Here is a 21,342-nt window from a genome sequence, read left to right on the forward strand (position 1 = left end):
CCCTCTCGGAAAGGATGCCGCGGTGATGCGGATCAGTATCGACAAAGATGTGTGCATCGGTGCCGGCCAGTGTGCGCTGACCGCGCCGAAGGTCTTCACCCAGGACGACGACGGCCTCAGCGAACTCTTGCCGGGCCACGAGCAGGACGTGACCGACCCGATGGTCAAGGAAGCCGTCCGCGTCTGCCCGGTGCAGGCCATCACCGTGGAATAGCGGTCCCTGTCGACGAACTCTTCAGCCGCCGACGAGAGATCGGCGAGCCCTCGCGACGGTTCCGCTGTTCCGTAGGGCCCCGGACGACGCGCTCACCCTTCCGGGGCCCTACGACGTGGAGCGAGGCGCGCCCGCCACGTCCGCCTCCCGCTCACGCGCGCAGTCGCCCGGAACGGCGCAGCCGACGCCTGAGCAGCAGGAGCACGGCGAGCACAACGACCGGAATGGCCCACCGCAGTTCGGGGCCGATGGAGGACCGGTCGAGGCCCGATCCCCCTTCGGCGGCCTGCCGCGCCTTCGAGGGAGAGATGCCACCGCCCAGCCAGACCGATCCGGTGTCGGAGACGGGCATCCCCCATGACTGGTCGACACGGTCGGGCATCCTGGGCCACTTCGCCCTGAACTCGTTGTCCGCCACCTCGTGGAACGGCACCTTGGTCAGGTCGACACCACCGAACACATAGGTGTCGGTGTAGATGGTGTTGCCCTTCCTGGTCCGGTGCGTCACCTTGAACTCGCCCTTGGTGTAGGAGTCGACGTAGTCATTGAAGGTGTCGACGGGCCTCCAGGGGGTGCGGGTGGCCCAATCGCCGATGTCACCCCGGTTGATGAGCCCGCCATAGGCGGTGGTCTTCTGCTCACTGATCCGGCGGTACCACTCTGCCGCGACCCGACTGCGGTAGACGCGTCGCAGCGAGGCGTACTCCGGGGCGGTGTTCACGGCCCGTTCCACACGGGGCAGGATCATGCTGCGGAAGACGGACTCGTTGTGCGCCTCGACGGACTTCTCCTGCCGCCGGCACGAGCCGGTCCGGTGAGTACCGAGCGGGTTTTGCGCGTTGAGGTACTGGGTCTCCATCTTCACCGAAAGCGGGGCGTCCAGGATGTACAGCTGATCGGACGACTCATGAACCTCGGCCGGTGCCGGCACGATCCAGGTGCGCATCGACATGCACGTGCCCCGAAGCTGCTTCCAGTAGCGGGCCCCGAGCGTGCTGTCCGGGTGGATCAGCTGGGCGATCGTCTTCTTCATGCGCAGGTCGGCCTGGAGCAGGACGCGCCCGGCATCGGTCCGTCCGAGGGAGTCGTCCACGATTCGCCGGGGCTCGCTGGGATTGAGGTTCACCCAGAACGTGGACGTCGGCAGCGTCAGCCACACGAAGAACGCATCCGACGCCTCGCGCACGGCGTTCACGCCGTCGGACCGGCTGTTGTCGTCGTTCCCGGCGGCCACGGGGGCGACAGGAACCGCACTCAAGGAGTAGCGCAGGCCGGTCTTCGCCGAGCCGGTGTCGGCCATGTAGCGCAGTTCCAGGGTGGAGAAGTCGATTCCGCCGGGACTGGAATCGGGTCGGCCGAGCATCCTGGCCAGGGCCGAAGCCAGTTCCTCGGGCGGGCACGGGCGGCTGTACGCGGTCAGGGTGATCTCGCTGCGTCCCAGACCCTGCGAGCCGAGCGAGCAGTCGGTGGCAGCCTCCCCGTGGGTGAAGGCGGTGGCGGCCTCCTGCTGCCGCTGGAGTGCCGCATCCCGTTCCTTCGACGGTGACTTCGCGCTCCGCGCCGTACTGTCGGCCTTGTCCGTGAGAGCACGCACGATGAAGCGCTCCACTGTTTTCACACTGCCGCCACGCCAGGACTTGTCCTTCACGGAGAAGAAGATCTTGACATTCTTCGCACGACTTCTGATCCGGGGCGCGCACACGGTGGCGCACGGTGAACGCTCCGACCACAGCGCCACCAGCAGGTCCGGAGAGATGCCCCTCTCGTCAAGCGCCTGGAAGATCTCCTCCTCGGAGTGATCCCCCTTCGGAGCGTTGAGTTTCGGTATCACCAACAGGGCCTTGATGCTCGGATCCAGCCCCAGCGCGGCGAAGAGGTCGGGATCGTCCGCGGCCTCCCGGATCTCGTACGGTCCGTACTTCTCCTGGAGCTTCGCTCTTCCCTCCCCGGCCAAGAGGGAGGTCACGTCGGCGAAACCGACGGCCATGTTGCGGCCCCAGTCGCTCGGACTGCCCCTGTGCCGGGCCTTCCGGGCGTCGTAACCGATCTGTGTGATCGGGTTGTCGTACGTCGGTATCTCCACCCAGCCGTCGGGCATCCTCGGTTTCGACTGCCGACCGGTCTCCGGCTGGGCGATCGCGTGTCCTGGCGGCCCGACCAGGACAGGCGCGCATCCCACCGCCACCGCCAACATCACGGCCGCCAGCCGCCGCCGTAAGTTCCCCTGCCTCCTGCGCCCGTCACCCGTCATGGGTCGAGTGTGGAACAGAAGACCTCCGGTACGGATTCCCTTTGCGGAAACTCGGTCCCGGTCGATCCACGCCGAACGCCGGGGGAGACGCTCACGGAGCAGGCCCGCCAGCGGTGTTGCGACACGACTTCGGCAGCTTCGGCGGCCACCGGAGAACCCATCAGCTGATGGAGTCCACCGGTGACCGATGGTCAACGGCCCTCACGATCCAGGTCCGGGTGCTCGCCGTTGCCGGGCACAGGGATGGCTCCGCTCACGGCCGAGAGCCGCTGCCGGCACCCATGCGCGGATCGACCGGGGTGAACACGCCGAGCCTGTCCTCGATCGCCTGGGCCGCGGCCAGGCACAGGTCCTCCCGGAAAGCGCGTCCGACAACCTGGACCCCGGACGGCAGGCCGTCGACCACTCCGGTCGGCACGGCCACGCCCGGCACGCCCACGAAGCTCGTCACGGTGCACAGACGCATTCCCGACGCGACCCGGTCCCGGCCCGCCCTGTCGCGTGACTCCAGCCCCGGCTCGACCGGGGGCTCGGTGAAGGAAGGGCCGAGCAACAGCGGGTATTCATCGAGGAATTCGGCCCATGAGCGGCGGATGTTCATCCAGGTGCCCATCAGCTTCATGAACTCGTCCGCGCTTGCGGGCGGGGTCCGCTCCATCGCCATCTCGATGTAGCGGTCACCACCTTCGCCGAGCAGCGTGCGTACCACTGGCCAATTCGGGGCGAACTCGGTCACGGTGATACGGCCGTACGCCTCAAGGGCCTCGTCCATCCGCGGTACGTCCCGCACCTCGCGCACGTCGTATCCGGCATCGCGGAGCGCCTCGGCCGCGGTCGCGACGGCTCCGCGAACCGTGGGGTGGACGCCGTGCCCGCCGGGGTCCGCCACAACCGCTACCTTCACCGGCCCGGCGAGGGGTTCGCCGTAGGCGGGCACCGGCACGGCACGTGGGTCTCGCGGATCGGTTCCGGCCAGCGCCTCGTAAGCAAGCCGCAGGTCGCCCACACTCCGTGCCAGCGGGCCGTCGGTGACCAGTATCTGGGACGCCGGGCCGGGGTCGTCCGCTCCCAGAATGCGGTGGTCGGCGGGGAACCGGCCCGTGGACGGCTTCAGCGCGGCCACACCGCAGAACTGGGCCGGGACGCGTACCGACCCGCCGGAGTCGTTGCCGAGTCCGAGCGCTGCCATGCCCGTGGCGACGGCCACCGCGTCACCCCCGCTGGAGCCGCCCGGGGTCCGGCTGCTGTCCCACGGGTTGACCGTGTCGCCGAACAGCTCGCTGCGCGTGTGCATCCCCGCCAGGATCAGGGTGGGTATGTTGCCGTGCCCGATGGGGATGGCCCCCGCCGCACGCAGCCGTGCCACCGGGGGAGCGTCGCCCGGTGCCACCAGATCGCGGAAGCGCTCCGTGCCGAACGTCGTCGGCACGCCTTCGACGGCGGTGCTCTCCTTCACGGTGAACGGCACACCCGCCAGCGGCCCCAGCTCTTCACCTGCGGCCCGTCGGCGATCGGTCTGCGCCGCGGCGGCCCGTGCGCGCTCCGCCAGGAGCTGCGTGACCGCGTTCATGCGTGGGTTGACCTCAGCGATGCGTTCCAGGTGGCTTTCGATCAGTTCGACAGCCGAGACGTGTGCGTTGCGCACTGCCTCCGCCTGAGCGGCGGCCGGCATCTTCCACAGGGGGTCCTGCATGTGCTCGTATCCTTTCCCGTCCACGTTCCGATGCGCTTGCATCGGAACTGTAGCCCGAGAAACGATACGCTCGCATCGAATAAAGTTGGCCACGGAACAGAGCACCGTGCGTCAGGGAGGCGACCGATGCCCAGACAGGTGGATCACGCGGAGCGGCGACGCCGGATCGCCGAGGCCGTCTGCCGCATTGCCGACGAGCGCGGACTGGAGGGTGTGACCCTTCGCGACGTCGCCGCCTGTGCGCAGGTGTCGATGGGGGCTGTTCAGCGATGCTTCCGTACCAAGGAAGAGATGCTCGTGTTCGCTCTCGGGCACATCGGGGAGCGGATCGGCGAGCGCGTGCGGGCCCGCCTCGTCAGGAGCCCGGCCCAGTCGGCGGCCACCGCCCTGGGCCACGCGGTCGCCGAGATGTCACTGCTCCGGGAGGAACACCGTGCCGAGGCCAGGGTCTGGCTCGCCTTCGTCGCGCAGGCGGTTGTCAGCGAGCCGCTCGCCCGGACGCTGAAGGCGAACTACGCGGCCCTGCAGGAGATGTTCGCCCGTCTCATCTCGGAAGCGGACGAGGGCGCCGACCGCGCCGTACCCCTCGATCCACAACGCGAGGCCCGGACCCTCCTCGCCCTTGCGGACGGTCTCACCTCACATGTCCTCGTCGGCCATTTCACTCCACCGGAGGCGCAGGACGTCCTTCACGCTCACCTGAGCGGTCTCTGGGAGCCGGTGGTCCGGTCCCCTCGCAGCATTTGACGCCTCGACCGGGCGCCGTGACGTCCGCCGATGCCGGGAAAGAGGATGCCTGGTGCGTGCCGGACGGCCTGGCCCCGGCTCGCTTCGACCGTCTCGTCGCCTCCGGGCCGCTACTCGAACCTTGTCGTGTCGCCCGCTCCCCGGCGCACGATCTCGGGTTCGCCGGCGGAGAAGTCGATGACCGTCGTCGGTTCGGTGCCGCAGTCGCCCGAGTCGAGCACGGCGTCCACCACATGGTCGAGCCGTTCCTTGATCTCCCAGCCCTGCGTCAGCGGCTCGTCCTCGTCGGGCAGCAGCAAGGTGCTGGACAGCAGCGGCTCGCCGAGATCGGCGAGGAGGGCCTGAGTGACGACGTGGTCGGGAATCCGTACTCCGACCGTCTTCTTCTTCGGGTGCAGCAACTGGCGCGGCACCTCCTTCGTCGCAGGAAGGATGAAGGTGTAGCGGCCGGGCGTCGCCGCCTTGATCGCGCGGAACACATCATTGTCGACGTGCACGAACTGACCCAGTTGAGCGAAGTTCTGGCACACGAGAGTGAAATGGTGACGGTCGTCGAGGTTCCGGATCGACCGGATCCGGCCGATACCGTCCCGACTGCCCAGTCGGCATCCCAGCGCGTAACAGGAGTCCGTCGGGTACGCGACGAGCGCGCCCGATCGGATGCTGTCGGCCACGGTGCGGATGGTGCGCTGCTGAGGATTTTCGGGATGCACGTCGAAATACTTCGCCATCCGCCGAGTCTAACGGCCTGGTGCACAACAGAGAGTGGATCAGCGAGCGGCGTCGGATGCGGTGCATCGCGAGGCGGAGGGGCGTCCGCTCCCTGGACGTATGCGGACGTCCCGAAAACGCGGCGAGGTGCCGTAGCTCTCGTCGTGCGCCTGTCAGGGATTACGGGACAGCCCTCGGGGCCTTTCCTTCGGATCAGGCCGGATGGCGAGCGGGGCCCGGCGCCGTCGGTCTCCGACGGCGCCGGAGCTCACTCCTTGACCGCGCCCGCGTTGGCGCCGTTCACGAAGTAGCGCTGGAAACAGAAGAACAGCGCGGCCACCGGGAGGGTGGAGAGCAGGGCGGCCGCCAGCTTCAGCGGATACTGCGTTCCGCCGCCGAGTCCGCCCGACACGAAGCGTGCCAGGCCCGTGGTGAGCGTCTCGTACTGGCCGGACTGCGTGCTGACGAGGAAGTGCGTGAACTCGTTCCACGACCCCTGGAAGGACAGGATCGTCAAGGTGATCAACGCCGGTCTCGCCATCGGCAGGACGACGGACCAGAAGATCCGGAACACCCCCGCCCCGTCGACCCGCGCAGCCTCCTCGACCTCGCGCGGCACCGACTCGAAGAACTGCTTCATGATGAAGATGCCCGCCGCGTCCACCAGCAGCGGCAGGACCATGCCGGTGTACGTGTCGAAGAGCCCGAAGGTGTTGAGCACCAGGAACTTCGGGATGAGCAGGGCCACACCGGGCACCGCCATCACCGCGAGCACGAAGCCGAAGAGTACCGAGCGGCCCCGGAAGCGCAGCCGCGCCAGCGCGTATCCCGCCATGGAGTCGAACAGCACCCGGCCGGCGGTGACCAGCACCGCCACCAGCGCCGAATTGCCCAGCCAGCGCAGGAACGGCACCTCCCCGGCGGCCTGGCTCAGTCCGAACAGCCGCTGGTACGCGGCCGTGGTCGGAGTGGTGGGCATCAGGGCAAGCGGATGCGCGGCGGCGTCCGGGTCCGTCTTGAAGCCGGTCACCAGCTGGAGGACGAACGGCAGCAGATAGAGCAGACCCAGCCCCAGCACCGCGGAGTACCCCACGAGCCGCCACGGCAGCGGGAAGCGGCTCAGGACGGGGCGTGCCCGGTCGCGCGACGCGGGACGGCGAGAGGAACGCCGATTCCGGTCGCGTGCGGTCGTGCCGACGGCGGTCATCGGTTCCTCCCGGTGCGTGCGCCACGATCCCGCAGCGCCCAGCGCTGGAACGCGGTGAGGATGAGGATCAGGGCGAGCAGGATGAACGCGATCGCCGCGCCCTGCCCGAAGTCCGCGTCCTCGAAGCCCGAGGAGTACGACAGGAAGGCGGGCGTGAGCGTCGTGTTGCCCGGAGCCCCCTGACCCATCACATACACCTGGTCGAAGACCTGCCAGGTGGAGATCAGCCCCAGGGTCAGGACGAGGAACAGCACAGGACGCAGCGCGGGCAGTGTCACGTACCGGAGCATCTGGCGACGGTTGACCCCTTCCATGGCGGCCGACTCCTCCAGCTCCCGCGGAATGTTCTGCAGTGCCGCGAGGAAGATCAGCATGAAGGTGCCCGAGGTGGTCCACACGGCGAGCAGGATGAGTGTGCACATCGCGACCGAGGGACCCGAGAGCCACTCGAACCACGACAGGCCCATGACGGAGTGATCGGCCAGCATCCCGGTGGGCCGTTCCGGGTCGACGATTCCCAGGCCGCCCAGGATCAGCGACAGCACCCCGCGGGGATCGGCGAACCAGTTCGGTCCCTTGACTCCGATCCAGGACAGCATGGAGTTGACGGCTCCGCTGCCCTGGAAGAGAAAGAGGAAGACCGTGGAGACGGCGATGGAGCTGGTGACCGAAGGGAAGAAGAACGTCGTACGGAGGGCGCCACGCCCCCGCAGCAGCTTCTGGTTGACGATCAGGGCCAGCCCCAGTGCCAGCAGCGTCTGCAGAGGGACGGTCAGCAGAACGTAGTAGGCGTTGTTGCGCAGGGCGGTCGCGAAGAGGGTGCGGTCCAGTCCGTCCTGCGTGAGCAGCGACCGGTAGTTGTCCAGGCCGACGAAATCGGCCTGGCTGGAGAACGGGTTGGACTGTCCGTCCCAGTGCAGCAGGCTCACCCACAGCGCCATCAGGATGGGCAGCACCATGAACAGGCCGAGGACGAGCACCATGGGGCTGACGAACAGCCAGCCCCAGGTGCCCTCCCCGCGAAGGCCCGCGCGCCGGGCGCGAGCCTTCGCGGTCGTACCGGTCGCGCCGGGTGCGCTGTCAGGTGCGCCCGGCGTGCCGGTCGTTCGGGGGGTACCGCTCGCGCGCATCGTGCGGTTGGGCATGGGGCTCAGTTGCCCTTCGCGATGGCCTGTTCGCCGTTGCGCTGGAGGTCGGCGAGGATCTTCTTCGGGTCGGCGGTGCGCAGCGACTGCAGATCGGTGTTGAACTGGCTCAGCACCTTGTCGAAGCCGGCGATCGTCACCGGGCCCTGCGCGTAGGCGCTGCCGTCCACCCAGGCCTTGGCGGCGGGCTTCTTCTCGGCGTACGTCTTGAGGGCGCTGGTCCGCGACGGCATCACACCGAACGCGTCGGCGAAGGCGACCTGCTGCTTGGCCGACGTCAAGTGCTTCACGAGGTCGACGCTCGCGTCGCGGTGCGCGCTGTCTGCGGCGACGCCCCAGCAGTTGCTGAAGGCGAGGGTGCCCTCACCGGCCGGCCCCGCGGGCAGCGGTGCGACGGTGTACTTCACATCGGGGTAGTCGAGCTTCATGCCGCCTTCGAGCCAGTTGCCCTCGATGGTCATGGCGGCCTTGCCCTTGCCGAGCGCCTCCCCACCCCAGCTGGTGTCCACCTGCTTGGCGAACTTCATCGAGCCGGACTTGAGCAGGGACTGGACGAACTCGAGCCCCTTGGCGTTCTCCGGGCTGTCGGCGGTCATCTTCTTCTGGCTCGGGTCGGTGAGCCAGCCGCCCGCCTGCTTCATGAAGACCCCGAGCCGCTGGTACTCGTCACTGGTGACCAGACCGGTGACGCCATGGCCGGTGAGCTTGTCCGCGACGGTCTTCAGCTCCTCCCAGCTCTTCGGATAGTCCTTCTCCGTCAGCCCGGCCTTCTTCCACAGGTCGGTGTTGATGGCGAGACCGAGGGTGGAGGTGTCCTTCGGCAGGCAGACCAGCTTCCCGTCGTACGAGAACGAGGTCCGCAGCTGCTGGGAGAAGTCGTCGGCGTCGGATATCCGGTCGCCGTACGGGTACAGCGAGCCGCCCTTGGCGTAGTTCGCGAACTGGTCGGAGTTGACGTAGAAGACGTCCGGCGGCTTGTGCCCGGCGAAGGCCTGGGCAAGCTGCTGGTTCATGTCCTTGGCGGTCTCGACCGTGACCGAGTTGCCCGACTTCTTCTCATACGCGGCGGCGGCGGCCTTGACTGCCTGGGTCTCGGCGTCCCCCGAGGTGGCGATCAGTACCGTCAGCTTCTGCTTGCCGGCCTTGTCCTGCTCCGGCTCCTTGTCGCCGAAGCTGGATGAGCAGCCGGTGGCGGCCAGTAGCGCCGCGCAGGTGGCGAAGGCGGCAACGGCCGTACGGGTTCCCATGAGTTCCTCCAGGAGGGATGACACTTGCGGCTCAGCTGCCCGGAAGGGCGCGCTGTGAATAGAGGCCCGTGAACGGGCGTTGGGGGGTGGTTCAGTCGTCCGACGCGGACGTGCTGTCACGCACGACGAGAGACGGTTCGAGCAGGACGCGTTCGGGCGGAGCGCCGACGTCCGACATCCGGGCCAGCAGCAGCCGGACGCATTCGCGGCCGACAGCCTCAAGCGGCTGGGCGACGGTGGACAGTCCGGGGGACAGGAGCGCGGCCGTGGGGGAGTCGTCGAAACCGATGACCGCGACATCCCTGCCCGGCACGGCTCGGCGCTCGCGCAGGGCGTGATAGCAGCCCAGTGCGAGCATGTCGCTGGCGGCTATCACAGCCGTCGCACCCGCGTCGAGCAGCGGTCCGACAGCGGCCTGCGCCGCAGCGATGTCATCGACGCTCCGTGCCCGCCTGCCGCGCACCGGAAGTCCGTGCCGGCGCATGGCGCGCTGCCAGCCCATGGCGCGGTCGTCGCCGACCCCGGAGCCGCCCGGCCAGCCGAGGAACGCGATTCTGCGATGCCCCAGGCCGACCAGGTGCTCGACCGCGGCGTCCGTGCCCGAGGCGCCGTCGACATCGACCCAGTCGCCGACCTGCCGACCGGACCACATCCGGCCGAAGCCCACGAACGGTACGCCGCGCTTCTCCAGCCAGGCCTGGCGCTGGTCGCCCCGGTCGGTGCCGCTGAGCACGAAACCGTCCACGCTGTGCAGGTCGAGGAGTTCCTCGTACCCGTCCAGGCCCGCGCTGCCGGGGGGTGCGGCGAAGAGCAGGACCCGGTACCCGGCCTCGTCGGCCGTCTGGGACAGGGCGTGCAGGAACCGGTCCATGACCGGGGCCGAGGTGCCCGGGGCGGTGGGGCGGATCCCGTACCCGATGAGCTTGCTGGAGCGGGTGCGCAGGGTCTGCGCCGCTCGGTGCGGGCGATAGCCCAGTTCGTCGATGGTGCGCAGAACTCGGTCCAGGGTCTCCGGACGCAGCAGTTCGGGCGAATTGAGTGCGTTCGAGACTGTTTGCGGAGAGACTCCGGCCCGCCGCGCGACCGTGGCCAGGGTTACCGAAGCGGCCTTGGTCGCGGGGGTGTTGGGGGAGCGGGGCATGGGAGTCTCCGGAACCGGTTGTGCGAACTGACGAGATTATTGGAGCGTTCCAAAAGCATTGTCAACGCCCTGAGGTCGTCGTTAGGGTTCTTGGAACGCTCCAATGCCTGAGAGGTTCTGCTCTGTTGGACACCACTGTCAAGACCCACGACATAACAAACTCCGAGACGGAGGTCGGCCCGTCGGTCGAGGGCCTCCAGCCGTTCCTGCACGACGCCTGTGTGACGCTGTACGCTCCGAGCTTCGCGATCTCGCACGACGACGGGCAGATCGAGGGTTCGGCCGACGGCTTCTACCACGGCGACAGCAGGGCACTTGCTCGGCTGACCGTCGCGGCGGACGGAATCGCGCTCGCCCCGGTGCGCGGAGCCTTCGAGGGAGCGGACCGTGCTGCCTTCCGCAGTGTGCTGCGCGGGCTGGGCGAGGAGACGCCGGACCCGGCCGTCACCCTGCACCGGCGTCGCCGCGTCACCCCCGGGCACCTGGAGGAGACCCTCGAAGTCGTCAACGCGGGGCGGCAGCACGTCCGTGTCCGGCTGATCGTCACCGCCGGGACGGACCTCGCCCCGATCGAGCGCGTCAAGTCGGGACACGCGCAGAGCCCGGTCACCGCCTCCGCCACCGGAAGCGGACTCGACTGGTCCCGGGACGGCTTCGCCGTACACCTCACCAGCTCCCCGGAGCCCGCCGCCGTCGACCCGGCCGCCGGACGGCTGGAGTACGACATCGCACTCGCCCCCGGCTCGTCATGGACCGCCGTACTGGACTGCGAGGCGGCGCACGATGACGGCGACCAGTTCCCCGCGCCTCCCGCGCGGAGCCTGCCCTGGCGTGCACCGGCGCTGCGCAGCGCCGACCGGCGCTTCGACCACTGGCTGAGCCAGTCGGCCGCCGACCTCGACCGGTTGCGGCTGACCGACCCGGAGCAGCCCGCCGACCAGTTCCTGGCGGCCGGTGCCCCGTGGTTCCTCACCCTCTTCGGCCGCGACTCCCTGTGGGCGGCCCGCATGATGCTGCCGCTGGGCACCGAACTCGCCGCCGGCACACTGCGCACGCTCGCCCGGCGACAAGGTGCGAAGTCCGACCCGGACACCGAGGAACAGCCCGGCAAGATCCTGCACGAAGTGCGCCGCGCCACCCAGGACTTCAACGAGAACTTCTCCCTGCCGCCCTGTTACTACGGCACGGTCGACGCCACCCCGCTCTGGATCACCCTGCTGCACGACTCCTGGCGCTGGGGCCTCGCGCCCGAGCAGGTCGAACAGCTCCTGCCGCACGCGGAGTCCGCCCTCGCCTGGATGCGTGACCACGGCGACGCGGACGGGGACGGCTTCCTGAAGTACATCGACCACACCGGGCGGGGCCTGGCCAACCAGGGCTGGAAGGACTCCGGCGACTCCATCCGGTACCGCGACGGGGGCTTCGCCGCGTCCCCGATCTCGCTCTGCGAGGTCCAGGCGTACGCGTACGAGGCGGCCCGCGGTGGAGCGGACCTGCTGCGCGCCTTCGGTCGCCCCGGCGCCGACCAGTGGGAGGAGTGGGCCGAGCGGCTGAGCGATCGCTTCCGCAAGCACTTCTGGGTGGAGGACGAGCGGGGACCGTACCCGGCCGTGGCGCTCGACCGGGACAGGAAGCCGGTCGACTCGGTCACTTCGGGCTTCGGTCACCTCTTGGGTACGGGCCTGCTCAACCACGAGGAGAGCGCCCTGCTGGCCGCCAGGCTCGGCGCGCCCGACCTCGACTCGGGCCACGGTCTGAGGACCCTGAGCAGCGATCACGTGGCCTACAACCCGTACGGCTACCACATCGGTTCCATCTGGCCGCACGACACGGCCATCGCCGTGCACGGCCTGGTCAGGGCCGGGTTCCCGGAGGCGGCCGCATCCCTGTCCGAGGGGCTGCTGACCGCGTCGGCGGCCTTCGACGCGCGGCTGCCCGAGCTGTTCGCCGGCCACGGCGCGGCGACCGACGCGCGGCCCTCGCCCTATCCGGCGTCCTGCCGACCGCAGGCCTGGGCGGCGGCCTCGTCCGTCATGATCCTCCAGTCGGTGCTCGGTCTCTCCGCCGATGTCCCCGGCGGAACGCTCACGGTCGCGCCCGCGTTCGCGGAGGCGTACCGGCCGCTCAAGGTCGAGGGACTCGACGTCGCGGGTGGGCGGCTCGACATCTCCGTCGACGCGGACGGTACGGCGCACATCGAGGCGCCCGAGGGCCTGGTGGTGAAGAGGGAGCACGCGACGCGCCGTTGACACGGGCGGCTGTACCCGGTCCGAGGCAGGACCCCGCGAGCCGGGGCAGGGACCTGCCTCGGACCGGGCGGCCGGTACCGGCCCCAGGAGGCGTCGGCGGCGATGGTGGTACGACGGGACACCCCGGTGATTCGCCTTCTGGCGTGCCCGGCCCGGCCCGGGGCCCCGGGCCGGTACCGCTGCGTCTCCCGAGTGGCTTCTGGGAGGAGAGCGGCTGAGGCCGGGCTCGCGGGGCCTGCAAACCCTCAAGGTGTTTCGCCCGCGGACTCGCCTGCCCGGCGCAGTGCCTGATGGACCGACCAGACGACGGACACGAGCGGCACCGCCACCACCGCCCCCAGCACCCCCGCCGCGATGGCGCCGCTGATCACCGCGAGTGCGACGACCACCGGGTGCAGGCGGACCGCCCAGCTCATCACGATCGGGTGCAGCAGATGGCCCTCGATCTGGCCGATGACCACGATCAGCGCGATGACGACGGCCGCCACGATCGGACCTTTCGACGCCAGAGCCACAACGGCGGCGACCGCGAGGGCGATCGGCGAGCCGATCAGCGGAATGAACGCGGCGAAGAACTCCAGCAGCGCCAGCGGAAGCGCCAGTGGTACTCCGAGTGCGAACAGGGCCAGCCCGACGAGTACCGCGTTGGTCGCCGCCACCAGGAGGATGCCGTGCGTGTACCCGGTGAACGTGCGCCACGCGGCACGGCCCGCGATCGCGACCCGGGTGCGGGCGGTCCGCGGAAGCTGGTCGCAGAACCAGTCCCACTGCCGGTCGCCCGAGTGGATGAAGAAGACCGAGCAGAACAACCCGAGCACGAACACCGTCACCACCTCCACCAGCCGCCCGACGCCGCTCACGGCCGTGCTGATGAGGATGGAACGATGGCTGGACAGGAACTTCCCGATCCGGGACTTGATGTCGTCGAGCGCTGCCGGGTTCAGCCGGAACGGCCGCGCCTCCAGCCAGCGCTCGATGCGGCCGAGACCGTCACCGAACTCCCGCTCCAGCCCGGCGCGCTCGTCGGCGACCGTCTCGCCGACGAGGGAAAGAACACCGAGGACGAGGACGGCACTGCCGAGCAGCGCGAGGGCGACGGCGAGCGGCCGGGGCATGCGGCGCGCCAGGAGATCCGCCACCGGACGCAACAACGCGGCGCCGATCAGACCGAGGAAGACGGCCGCCGCCACCTCGTGGAACCGTCCCAGTGCCGAGAAGACGGCGTACACGACGGCTCCCAGGACGAGGATCCGCCAGGAGTACGCGGCGGCCGTCCGCAGCGCCGGGTTCACGCGTGGCTCGTACGGCTGACCGGGCCGTGCGTGCTGCAGGCCCGAGTCCCGGGCTGCGGGGCGCGGCATGCCGCGCAACGCCTGGCGTGATGCGGCACGGATCCGGTGGCGCCGTCCTTCGGGCGGTGCTCCGGCTTCCGTGTTGTCGGGCTGCGGATGCGATGGCCTGGGCATTCCCTGCTGGTACCAAGCAGAGACCGCGCCGTTGCGGGCCCGTGCGGCGACATGCGCGGGAAGTCACCCTATGGGCGGAGCCGACGGCCCCGGGACCGCGAGGCGCACCCGGGAGTCGGGCGCGGGGGCTTCCGTGAAGAATCGGTTGCGCGGGGTGCTGCGGCTCCTCGCCGAGATGGATCGCGCCGACCCCGGCCGCCGTGGCTGCATGGCCGTGAACACCGCGGCGGAACCGGCGGGGACGCACGAGACTGCGACCGAGTTGGCCCGGTGCATGTCCGGCCGGGCCGAAGACGCCTTCCGTGCGGTCGTCCAGGAGGGCCGGCGCGGGGGAGAGGTGTCTGCCGACCGGGACGCCGCCGCCATCGGGGCCTGTTGTCGAACACCGTCGTCGGTCTGCGTCTCATGGCCCGTGTCGCCGAAGGGCCGGGAGCCGAATGTCGTGGAACGGCAGCGAGAGCCCGTACGTCCTCCTGCCGATACGTCCTCCTGCCCGGATGCGCGGATGCGCGGATGCCCGAGTCCATCCGTTCGTGTCCCGGCTCGACGTCCTCCTTCGCCCCCAAGCCGCCCCCGTCCGCACCCCGGGCGGCCTGGTACCGGCTCCGCGGGTTCGGCGAGTGATCCTCCCGGCCCGTTCCGTCAACCTGCGGGAGCGGTCGCCGGGCGCATACTGGGAGAAAGTGCTTGATAGGAGGACGTAATGATCGTCCTAGGTGTCATTCTGCTGGTCATCGGCCTGGTGGCGGGCATCGGGATCCTGTGGACCATCGGTGTCGTGCTCGTCGTCATCGGCATCATTCTCTGGATCCTGGGTGCCGTCGGGCACGCTGTAGGCGGCCGTCGGCATTACTGGTAGGGCCTTCTCCGTGTCGATGGGCGTCATACCCGGTGACCTCGACGTGGGCGCAGCCGAGAAGCGCTCATGCACAGGGGCGTGCGGGTCCGTTTTTCGTTCCGGTCGGGCCGATGACGAATCTCCGGCGTAGGACCCCAGGGGCTGTCCCGTGATCCCGAGCGCGGCGTACCGGCGATTGCGCAACAGTCCTCAGCTCAGCGAAGGGACCGGAAGCCGGCGCGGAGGTCTTCTGTGAGCCCATCGGCATGTTCGACGACGACGGAGTGTTCCGCAGCACGGTGGTGATGCAGCGGTACAACTTCGGCCGCGGCACGTACAAGTACTACGCGCATCCGCTGCCGTCACTCGTCCGTGTGCTGCGGGAGAGCCTCTACCCGCCGTTGGCCTGGATGGCCGACCAACGGGCGCCGATGCTCGGCGAACGCACCTTCCCGGACACGCTCGCGGAACTCACCGAGGAGTGCGCGGCCAACGGCCAGCACCGTCCGACCCCGCTGATCCTCTCCTACGGGGAGGGCGACCACGCCTGCCTCCACCAGGACATCTACGGCGACATCGAGTTGCCGTTGCAGATCGCGATCATGCTCAACCGGCCGGGCGACGACTTCACGGGCGGGGAGAACGTCTTCGTCGACCAGCGCCCCCGCTCCCAGTCCACGGCCGTGGTCGTCAAGCCGGAGCTGGGCCAAGGGATGATCATTCCGGTGCGTCACCGCCCGGTCCGGGGCCGGAACGGCTACCGCCGGCACCCCGTGCGGCACGGCACCGGCGCGGTCGAGTCCGGGCGGCGCCAGACCTTGGGCCTCATCTTCCATGACGCCCGCTGAACCCCCGCCGGGCTCCGCACATCGCCCGTCGTGGCACACGGGGCACCCGGAGGGCCGGCGCGCGAGAGACAAACCCGCCTCCGCGAAGGCGTCGCCGGGGGTGGCGACCGGACTGCCGCCCGACCGGCTTCGCCGCGCCTCCCCTTCCGCCATGGCTGCGGCGACGCCGAAGCCCACTCCTTCACCGACCGCGCACTGAGGAACGAGACTCGGAACGGCCCGGCTCGCCCGGCGTCTGCGCCGTTCCACCGACTGGGAACCGGCCCGCACCTTCGGTTTCGCCTCGCTCGGCACCCCTCGGCTGGCCGAACTCGCGGGCGCCGAGACCGTGCACGGTCTGCGGGGTGCCTCCGCCGACGGTGCCACCTGGGAGATGCGCCGCGGCTGGACCACCCACTACGGGCCGCCGGACCTGCCGTCCGAATGACGCGGGGCAGGGCCGGCCCGTCCGGCATCTCCGCCGACTCCCGACCCGGTCCGCCACGGGCCCGGCTTCCCCTCGCCGACCCGGGCGAACGGTGAACCCGCCCCGCACAGGGCCGCTTTCGCCACCTCAGCGTTCCCGGTAGTGGTCGGCGACGGCGGCGAACGCGGCCTTGGGCTCCCACGGCATGTCGGGGTAGGTGTCTCCGAGGCGACCGTCCAGGACCTTCACGATGCCGTAGCTGGCCAGGTCCAGGTCCTCGCGAGGGTCGCCGTCGGGGCGGTGCACATGGTCGTACAGCGCGAAGGTGAAGACGAAGGCGCTGTCGATGCCGCCGTCCTCGAACGCCTCCAGCAACTCGCGCAGATACGCGGCCTGACCGGCCTCGTCGCGGACGTACTCACCGTTCAACCGGACCGGACCGGCGGCCGGGTCGTACTCCACGATCTCCAGACCGAGGGCGCCCCTGTCACCCGCACCTCGGTAGCCGGCCGCGCCGAACTCGGTGATCGCGACGGGCTTGTCCGTCGCAGTGAGGTCACGGACACCTGCGGCGAAGCGGTCGGCGGTCTCGGCCGACCGGTAGAGATCCATGGACGCGATGTCGAAGGGCGCCCAGTCGACGCGTTCGAGCGGCACGGAGGCGTAGGTCACCTTGCCGCCGAAGCGCTCGCGGACGAGCGCCGCGGCCTTGCCGAGGAAGTCGTTGACCCGCGGACCGACCCGGCCCACGTGCTCACGCACGCCCTCCGGCCGACTCAGCAGTGCGACCCGCTCGTCGGTGCTGTCGCCCGGCAGGAACCCCTTGTTCATCATGCTCAGCTCGGCGCCGGTGACGAACACGACCTCGGCCCCCCGCTGCCTGAGCCGCTCCGCGCGCTCGGCGCAGTCGGCGAACAGCGACAGCATCTCGTCGGTGGTCAGTTCGAGGGGATAGGGGGAGAACCAGATCTCAAGACCGAGGTCGGCGGCGTACGTGGCCGCGAGCTCCACCCGTTCCGGATCACCGCCCATGACGCGGACGGCGTTGCAGTGCAGGTCGTCGCGGATGATGCGCAACTCGCGCTCGACCACCACGGGGTCGAAGAACCTGCGGGAGTTCACTCCGTTCCGGACGAAGCCGGTGTCGTAACTGATGCCTCTGGCCCGCATGGGTCGCATCCTCTCTTGTCGGAATCGAAATACGGTACGCAACGTACCCTATTTTTCGTGCGTCGGGGACGCCGAGCAGAATGGAGGTGTGATCGGTACCGAGTGAGGCAGGGGCCATGGCAGGGGACGTGACGGGGCAGCAGAACGCCGGACGGACGCGCCGACGCGGAGCTGCCCTGGAGGAGGCGATTCTGCGCGCCGCGGTCGATGAACTCACCGAATCCGGATACGCCGGGCTGACCATGGACAAGGTCGCCGCCCGCGCGGGCACCAACAAGAACGCCATCTACCGTCGCTGGCCGAACCGCCTCGCGCTCGGCATCGCCGCCTACCGGCAACTGACCACGACGGTCCGGCCACCCGACACCGGCGATCTGCGCGATGACGTCCTGGAGCTGTTGCGCCGGGCGAACCGCCACTGGAGCTCCCCGCTCGGCATGATCCTGCGTGAACTCCTCGCCGCGGCCGGTGGCGCAGCGGAACTTCTGGCGCAGCTGCAGGACCAGTCCGGCGACGCCGCAGCCGTCCCCTGGCTGACCGTCCTGGAGCGCGCGGTGGCCCGTGGGGAAGTCGCTCCGGAAGCGCTCCGGCCACGGGTCGCGACCGTGGCCGTCGTCCTGCTGCGCAACGAGTTCGTCATGCGCGGGGTTCCCACCGCACCGGACGACGTCCTCGTCGAAATCGTCGACGAGGTGTACCTGCCGCTGGTGCGGCGAAGCGGTCCGGTCCCGAGCTGAAGTGCGCTCCCCGGCGCCCGTACCGCACCCGCGGCGGGGCCTGACGCGGTGCTCCGTCGACTCATCGGGGCTGCGCAAGTAACATCGCGGCTCAAGCCGCTGACGTCGCCCGCTGTCGGCCGGAGACGGCAGCACCGTGCCAGGGAGAACCATGCTGAAGGCTTTCGAGGACCTGTCCACACCGCTGGTGGCCGATGCCTGCCTCCGCGTCGACGTGCCTCTTCGCATCGCGCCGTCCGGCATCGGCGCGGTGGTCTCCGGGCACCGGATCGCGGGCCGGGCGCTGCCGGTGCGGCACTACGGCAGCGTGGACGTCTTCCTGGAGGCGTTCGGCGCGGCGGAGCAGGGTGACGTGCTGGTCATCGACAACGGCGGCCGGTCGGACGAGGCATGTGTGGGAGACCTGGCGGTGCTTGAGGCCGAGGCCGCGGGCGTGGTGGCCCTGGTGGTGTGGGGGCTGCACCGCGACACCTCGGAACTGCGGGAGATCGGCGTTCCCGTGTTCAGCTATGGCAACTACCCTTCCGGCCCCGTCCGGTTGGACGAGCGGGAGCCCGAGGCCCTGACCACGGCGCGATTCGGCCCGCACCTGGTGAGCGCGGAGGACGTCGTCTTCGGCGACGAGGACGGAGTGCTGTTCGTCCCGGCCCCACGTGTCGAGGAGGTGCTGACCACCGCGCACGAGATCCGCCGCACCGAGCGCGAACAGGCCCTCATGATCAGGGCGGGCGAGACGCTGCGCAAGCAGACCTCCTTCGACGACTATCTGGCCCGGCGCACAGCCGATCCGTCGTACACCTTCCGGCAGCACCTCCGGCGGACCGGCGGAGCCATCGAGGAGTAGGCCGCGGGGCGGCGGGGAATCGCCCTGTTCGCAGCCATGGTTCACGAGCCACCGGTGGCCGGGCCCGGGTGACGGGTTTCCGGCCACCGGCGCGTGGGCCCGGGACGGGGGTGGGGCCCGGTCGGGGCGCCCGGCGGGTCACATGGCGCGCTCGACGAAGAACGGGAACAGTGCGAGGAGTTCACCGAGCGCGGCCGGGGCCAGGGGAACGCCGTCGAGGCTGCGGCGGGCGCTGTCCAGGTGCCGGTGGGCCTCGGCCAGCGTCGCCGAGCGGCCGCCGGCTTCTTCGACGAGGTCGGCCGCCCGTCGGGCCGCGGCGGCGTCGAGCGGGTTGCCGGAACCCAGGAGCGCGGCGAGATGCCGGGCGGCGGGCTCGTCCGTGGCCAGGGCCGCGAGGACGGGGTACGTCTTCTTCAGCCTGCGCAGATCGCTGTGGACCGGCTTGCCCGTGAGCACCGGGTCCCCCCAGATCCCGAGGAGATCGTCCACGGCCTGGAACGCCACTCCGAGGTGCCGGCCGGCCCCGGCGAGGGCGTCGACGGTCGCGGCCGGGGCTCCGGCGAGGAGTCCACCGAGACCCGTCGCGCACCCGAGCAGCGCGCCGGTCTTGTGCTCGGCCATCCACCGGTACTCGTGGGGTCGCACCGCTTCGGGTCCGGTCCAGGGCCGGGTCTCGAAGAGCAGGTCCTCGGCCTGGCCGCGCACCAGGTCGGCCAGCGTTGTGGCGAGATGCCGGACCGCGGCCGCGCCGTGCGCGCCGGGCGAGTCGGCCAATGTCTGGACGGCCAGTGCGAAGAGCGCGTCCCCTGCGAGGATCGCGGGGCCGGTCCCGTACACCTTCCAGACGGTGGCGCGCTGTCTGCGGGTCTCGTCGCCGTCCATGATGTCGTCGTGGAGGAGGGAGAAGACGTGGATCAGCTCGACGGCGACCGCGCCGACGACGGCATCCTCCGCCGGTGCGCCGGCGGCTTCGGCGCTGAGCAGCGTGAGGGCCTGGCGCACCCCCTTGCCCTGTGAGCCGGGGACGGGGCTGCCGTCCGCTCCGTCCCAGCCGAGGGAGAAGGCGGCCATCTCCGCGTGCCAGGGGTGCAGACGCTGCACGGCTCCGGCCAGCGCGGGGCGGACGAGTTCGCGGCAGCGGGTGAGGGCCTGTGGCGCCGTGGCCCGGTGGGTTACGGGCGAGGGGGTCATCGGTGCCCGCTTTCCTCGTCCGAATCGGCACCGACCGGTGTCACGCCGAGTTCCGCATACGCCTTGTCCACCATGTCCCGGGCGTTGAGCAGGCCGATCCGGCTGAGGGTGCGGCGCAGCTCGCCGAGGTCGGCGGCGGTCTCGTTCCGGTCCCGGCCGAGCCGGGCCAGTGACTTGACGAGACCGAGCCGGGCGAGGGCTTCACCCCGGGGTTCGGCCATCGCGCGGAACTCCGCGAGTGCCTCCTCGTACACCTGACGTGCTTCCTCGTACCGATGGGCACGGAAGAAGACGTTGGCGCGCATCTTGTGGTTGTACGCCAGTGCGCTGGACAACTTCATCTCGCGGCAGGTGAGTTCCGCCTCCGTCAGCAGGGCCAGAGCGCGCTCGGGGTCGTCCCGCAGGGAGATGATGTCGGCCATGCCGCGCAGGGCCCATGCGCGGCCACGCCGGTCGTCCGCGTTCCCGGCCAGTTCGGCCGCTTCCTCGAACATGGCCAGGGCGCTGTCGAGCGACCCGGTGTTGCGGTGGATCTGCGCGATTCCCTCCAGGGCCCACACGGTGTGCCGTGCCTCGCCACGGGCCCGCGCTTCGGCGAGCAGTTGTTCGTGCAGCACCGCGACAGTCCCGTAGTCGCCCTGTATTCGCCCGGTCTCGGCGAGGCCGGCGAGGGAGTATCCACGGGCCACGACATCCCCGCCGCGCTTTGCCATGTCGGCGGCGAGCCCCAACAGACGGAAAGCGAGCCTGAGTTCACCGCGCTGCCGGGCGAGCGTCCCGCCGCTCCACAGCGCCCACGCCATCGCTCCCAGGTCACCGGCCGAGCGGGCGGCCCGGTAGCTGGCCTTCCAGGCCCGATCGGCTTCCGCAACGTTGCCGAGCCGGCGATGAGCCTCCGCCACCGCGAGCCCGCACTTCGCCACTTCCTGCTGGGAGCCGCTGAGTTCGGCCTCTCTCAAGTGACGTACGCCCTCCGCCAGTACATCCGTGAGAGAGGAGTTCACCGACATCTTGGTGAGAGCGCCTTGGTACTCGGGCGCCATTGCCTTGCTGTGCATGGGTGCCTTTCGCGCGCGGCCGGGTCGGCGGCAGAGCAACTATGCACTTCATGTATACATTTTGTGCATAGTCGCCCGGTGGTCGAACCCGGGCGTTCGTGGGGGTCGGAGGTTGCTGGTGACGTGCGGCGAACCGCCTTGTTGTGGATCAAGACGGCGGTCGGGTGCTTCAGGTTGCT

The 21,342-nt window shown here is 70.0% G+C and carries 19 protein-coding genes; 8 read left to right on the forward strand and 11 right to left on the reverse strand.

The annotated features are described in order from the left end of the window. Positions 1–25 precede the first annotated feature (25 nt). Positions 26–214, forward strand: a complete 189-nt coding sequence (locus ACIOHC_RS16960) for a ferredoxin (RefSeq protein ID WP_351085636.1) — start codon at positions 26–28, stop codon at positions 212–214. A gap of 151 nt (positions 215–365) precedes the next feature. Here ACIOHC_RS16960 and ACIOHC_RS16965 read toward each other — a convergent pair whose 3' ends face one another. After that, positions 366–2,312 (reverse strand): nucleic acid/nucleotide deaminase domain-containing protein, encoded by a 1,947-nt coding sequence (locus ACIOHC_RS16965; protein ID WP_401843075.1) that lies wholly within the window; start codon positions 2,310–2,312, stop codon positions 366–368. Positions 2,313–2,718: 406 nt separating this feature from the next. Beyond that, entirely contained in the window at positions 2,719–4,158 is a 1,440-nt protein-coding gene (locus tag ACIOHC_RS16970) for an amidase (RefSeq protein WP_351085632.1), read from the reverse strand. Positions 4,159–4,284: 126 nt separating this feature from the next. Between ACIOHC_RS16970 and ACIOHC_RS16975 the strand changes: the two genes are divergently transcribed. Continuing rightward, the gene (locus tag ACIOHC_RS16975; RefSeq protein WP_401843076.1) at positions 4,285–4,905 is read left to right on the forward strand and encodes a TetR/AcrR family transcriptional regulator; all 621 of its coding nucleotides are present in this window, start codon (positions 4,285–4,287) and stop codon (positions 4,903–4,905) included. A 110-nt stretch (positions 4,906–5,015) separates the two neighbouring features. Here the strand turns inward: ACIOHC_RS16975 and ACIOHC_RS16980 are convergent, their stop codons facing one another. The 5 genes from ACIOHC_RS16980 to ACIOHC_RS17000 form a co-directional block, all read right to left on the reverse strand. Beyond that, a complete protein-coding gene (locus ACIOHC_RS16980; RefSeq protein ID WP_351085629.1) occupies positions 5,016–5,636 on the reverse strand; it encodes an L-threonylcarbamoyladenylate synthase in 621 nt (206 codons plus the stop codon). A gap of 248 nt (positions 5,637–5,884) precedes the next feature. After that, the gene (locus ACIOHC_RS16985; RefSeq protein ID WP_351085627.1) at positions 5,885–6,823 is read right to left on the reverse strand and encodes a carbohydrate ABC transporter permease; all 939 of its coding nucleotides are present in this window, start codon (positions 6,821–6,823) and stop codon (positions 5,885–5,887) included. Further along, positions 6,820–7,968, reverse strand: coding sequence for a sugar ABC transporter permease (locus ACIOHC_RS16990; protein ID WP_351085625.1), 1,149 nt, complete (start codon positions 7,966–7,968; stop codon positions 6,820–6,822). The genes ACIOHC_RS16985 and ACIOHC_RS16990 overlap by 4 nt, the downstream gene beginning before the upstream one ends. A gap of 5 nt (positions 7,969–7,973) precedes the next feature. Then, positions 7,974–9,215 (reverse strand): extracellular solute-binding protein, encoded by a 1,242-nt coding sequence (locus ACIOHC_RS16995; RefSeq protein WP_389637045.1) that lies wholly within the window; start codon positions 9,213–9,215, stop codon positions 7,974–7,976. Positions 9,216–9,306: 91 nt separating this feature from the next. Next, positions 9,307–10,356 carry a LacI family DNA-binding transcriptional regulator gene (locus tag ACIOHC_RS17000; RefSeq protein WP_351085621.1) on the reverse strand — a complete coding sequence of 350 codons (1,050 nt, stop codon included), beginning with the start codon at positions 10,354–10,356 and terminating at the stop codon, positions 9,307–9,309. 125 nt (positions 10,357–10,481) lie between these two features. Here ACIOHC_RS17000 and ACIOHC_RS17005 point away from each other — a divergent pair, with 125 nt between their 5' ends. After that, a complete protein-coding gene (locus ACIOHC_RS17005; RefSeq protein ID WP_365694171.1) occupies positions 10,482–12,605 on the forward strand; it encodes a glycogen debranching N-terminal domain-containing protein in 2,124 nt (707 codons plus the stop codon). A gap of 245 nt (positions 12,606–12,850) precedes the next feature. Here the strand turns inward: ACIOHC_RS17005 and ACIOHC_RS17010 are convergent, their stop codons facing one another. Beyond that, the gene (locus ACIOHC_RS17010; RefSeq protein ID WP_389637043.1) at positions 12,851–13,966 is read right to left on the reverse strand and encodes an AI-2E family transporter; all 1,116 of its coding nucleotides are present in this window, start codon (positions 13,964–13,966) and stop codon (positions 12,851–12,853) included. 280 nt (positions 13,967–14,246) lie between these two features. Between ACIOHC_RS17010 and ACIOHC_RS17015 the strand changes: the two genes are divergently transcribed. From ACIOHC_RS17015 to ACIOHC_RS17025, 3 genes are all read left to right on the forward strand, one after another. Next, entirely contained in the window at positions 14,247–14,762 is a 516-nt protein-coding gene (locus ACIOHC_RS17015; RefSeq protein WP_401843158.1) for a hypothetical protein, read from the forward strand. A 12-nt stretch (positions 14,763–14,774) separates the two neighbouring features. Next, on the forward strand, positions 14,775–14,930 hold the full coding sequence (locus ACIOHC_RS17020) for a DUF6131 family protein (protein WP_351085615.1): 156 nt from the start codon (positions 14,775–14,777) through the stop codon (positions 14,928–14,930). A 245-nt stretch (positions 14,931–15,175) separates the two neighbouring features. After that, positions 15,176–15,757, forward strand: coding sequence for a 2OG-Fe(II) oxygenase (locus ACIOHC_RS17025; protein WP_389637041.1), 582 nt, complete (start codon positions 15,176–15,178; stop codon positions 15,755–15,757). Between the two features lie 553 nt (positions 15,758–16,310). On the opposite strand, the gene ACIOHC_RS17030 is transcribed toward ACIOHC_RS17025, so the two are convergent. Then, positions 16,311–17,333 carry a hypothetical protein gene (locus ACIOHC_RS17030; protein WP_401843079.1) on the reverse strand — a complete coding sequence of 341 codons (1,023 nt, stop codon included), beginning with the start codon at positions 17,331–17,333 and terminating at the stop codon, positions 16,311–16,313. A 116-nt stretch (positions 17,334–17,449) separates the two neighbouring features. Here ACIOHC_RS17030 and ACIOHC_RS17035 point away from each other — a divergent pair, with 116 nt between their 5' ends. Beyond that, positions 17,450–18,070: a TetR/AcrR family transcriptional regulator gene (locus tag ACIOHC_RS17035; RefSeq protein ID WP_351085609.1), complete on the forward strand. Its 621-nt coding sequence runs from the start codon at positions 17,450–17,452 to the stop codon at positions 18,068–18,070. A gap of 151 nt (positions 18,071–18,221) precedes the next feature. Then, complete coding sequence (locus ACIOHC_RS17040) at positions 18,222–18,914, forward strand: RraA family protein (protein ID WP_351085607.1); 693 nt, start codon at positions 18,222–18,224, stop codon at positions 18,912–18,914. A 138-nt stretch (positions 18,915–19,052) separates the two neighbouring features. On the opposite strand, the gene ACIOHC_RS17045 is transcribed toward ACIOHC_RS17040, so the two are convergent. Beyond that, positions 19,053–20,105: a polyprenyl synthetase family protein gene (locus tag ACIOHC_RS17045; RefSeq protein WP_351085605.1), complete on the reverse strand. Its 1,053-nt coding sequence runs from the start codon at positions 20,103–20,105 to the stop codon at positions 19,053–19,055. Continuing rightward, positions 20,102–21,163, reverse strand: coding sequence for a tetratricopeptide repeat protein (locus ACIOHC_RS17050; protein ID WP_351085603.1), 1,062 nt, complete (start codon positions 21,161–21,163; stop codon positions 20,102–20,104). The genes ACIOHC_RS17045 and ACIOHC_RS17050 overlap by 4 nt, the downstream gene beginning before the upstream one ends. Positions 21,164–21,342: the final 179 nt, after the last annotated feature.

It is taken from the genome of Streptomyces sp. NPDC088252 (assembly GCF_044740965.1).
In the GTDB taxonomy this organism is placed as follows: domain Bacteria; phylum Actinomycetota; class Actinomycetes; order Streptomycetales; family Streptomycetaceae; genus Streptomyces.

Coding starts and splice junctions, on each gene's coding strand:
- ACIOHC_RS16960 (WP_351085636.1), top strand. CDS start 26: ATGCGGATCAGTATCGACAAAGATGTGTGCATCGGTGCCGGCCAGTGT.
- ACIOHC_RS16965 (WP_401843075.1), bottom strand. CDS start 2,312: ATGCCCGACGGCTGGGTGGAGATACCGACGTACGACAACCCGATCACA.
- ACIOHC_RS16970 (WP_351085632.1), bottom strand. CDS start 4,158: ATGCAGGACCCCCTGTGGAAGATGCCGGCCGCCGCTCAGGCGGAGGCA.
- ACIOHC_RS16975 (WP_401843076.1), top strand. CDS start 4,285: ATGCCCAGACAGGTGGATCACGCGGAGCGGCGACGCCGGATCGCCGAG.
- ACIOHC_RS16980 (WP_351085629.1), bottom strand. CDS start 5,636: ATGGCGAAGTATTTCGACGTGCATCCCGAAAATCCTCAGCAGCGCACC.
- ACIOHC_RS16985 (WP_351085627.1), bottom strand. CDS start 6,823: ATGACCGCCGTCGGCACGACCGCACGCGACCGGAATCGGCGTTCCTCT.
- ACIOHC_RS16990 (WP_351085625.1), bottom strand. CDS start 7,968: ATGCCCAACCGCACGATGCGCGCGAGCGGTACCCCCCGAACGACCGGC.
- ACIOHC_RS16995 (WP_389637045.1), bottom strand. CDS start 9,215: ATGGGAACCCGTACGGCCGTTGCCGCCTTCGCCACCTGCGCGGCGCTA.
- ACIOHC_RS17000 (WP_351085621.1), bottom strand. CDS start 10,356: ATGCCCCGCTCCCCCAACACCCCCGCGACCAAGGCCGCTTCGGTAACC.
- ACIOHC_RS17010 (WP_389637043.1), bottom strand. CDS start 13,966: ATGCCGCGCCCCGCAGCCCGGGACTCGGGCCTGCAGCACGCACGGCCC.
- ACIOHC_RS17015 (WP_401843158.1), top strand. CDS start 14,247: ATGGATCGCGCCGACCCCGGCCGCCGTGGCTGCATGGCCGTGAACACC.
- ACIOHC_RS17020 (WP_351085615.1), top strand. CDS start 14,775: ATGATCGTCCTAGGTGTCATTCTGCTGGTCATCGGCCTGGTGGCGGGC.
- ACIOHC_RS17025 (WP_389637041.1), top strand. CDS start 15,176: ATGTTCGACGACGACGGAGTGTTCCGCAGCACGGTGGTGATGCAGCGG.
- ACIOHC_RS17030 (WP_401843079.1), bottom strand. CDS start 17,333: ATGCGGGCCAGAGGCATCAGTTACGACACCGGCTTCGTCCGGAACGGA.
- ACIOHC_RS17035 (WP_351085609.1), top strand. CDS start 17,450: ATGGCAGGGGACGTGACGGGGCAGCAGAACGCCGGACGGACGCGCCGA.
- ACIOHC_RS17040 (WP_351085607.1), top strand. CDS start 18,222: ATGCTGAAGGCTTTCGAGGACCTGTCCACACCGCTGGTGGCCGATGCC.
- ACIOHC_RS17045 (WP_351085605.1), bottom strand. CDS start 20,105: ATGACCCCCTCGCCCGTAACCCACCGGGCCACGGCGCCACAGGCCCTC.
- ACIOHC_RS17050 (WP_351085603.1), bottom strand. CDS start 21,163: ATGCACAGCAAGGCAATGGCGCCCGAGTACCAAGGCGCTCTCACCAAG.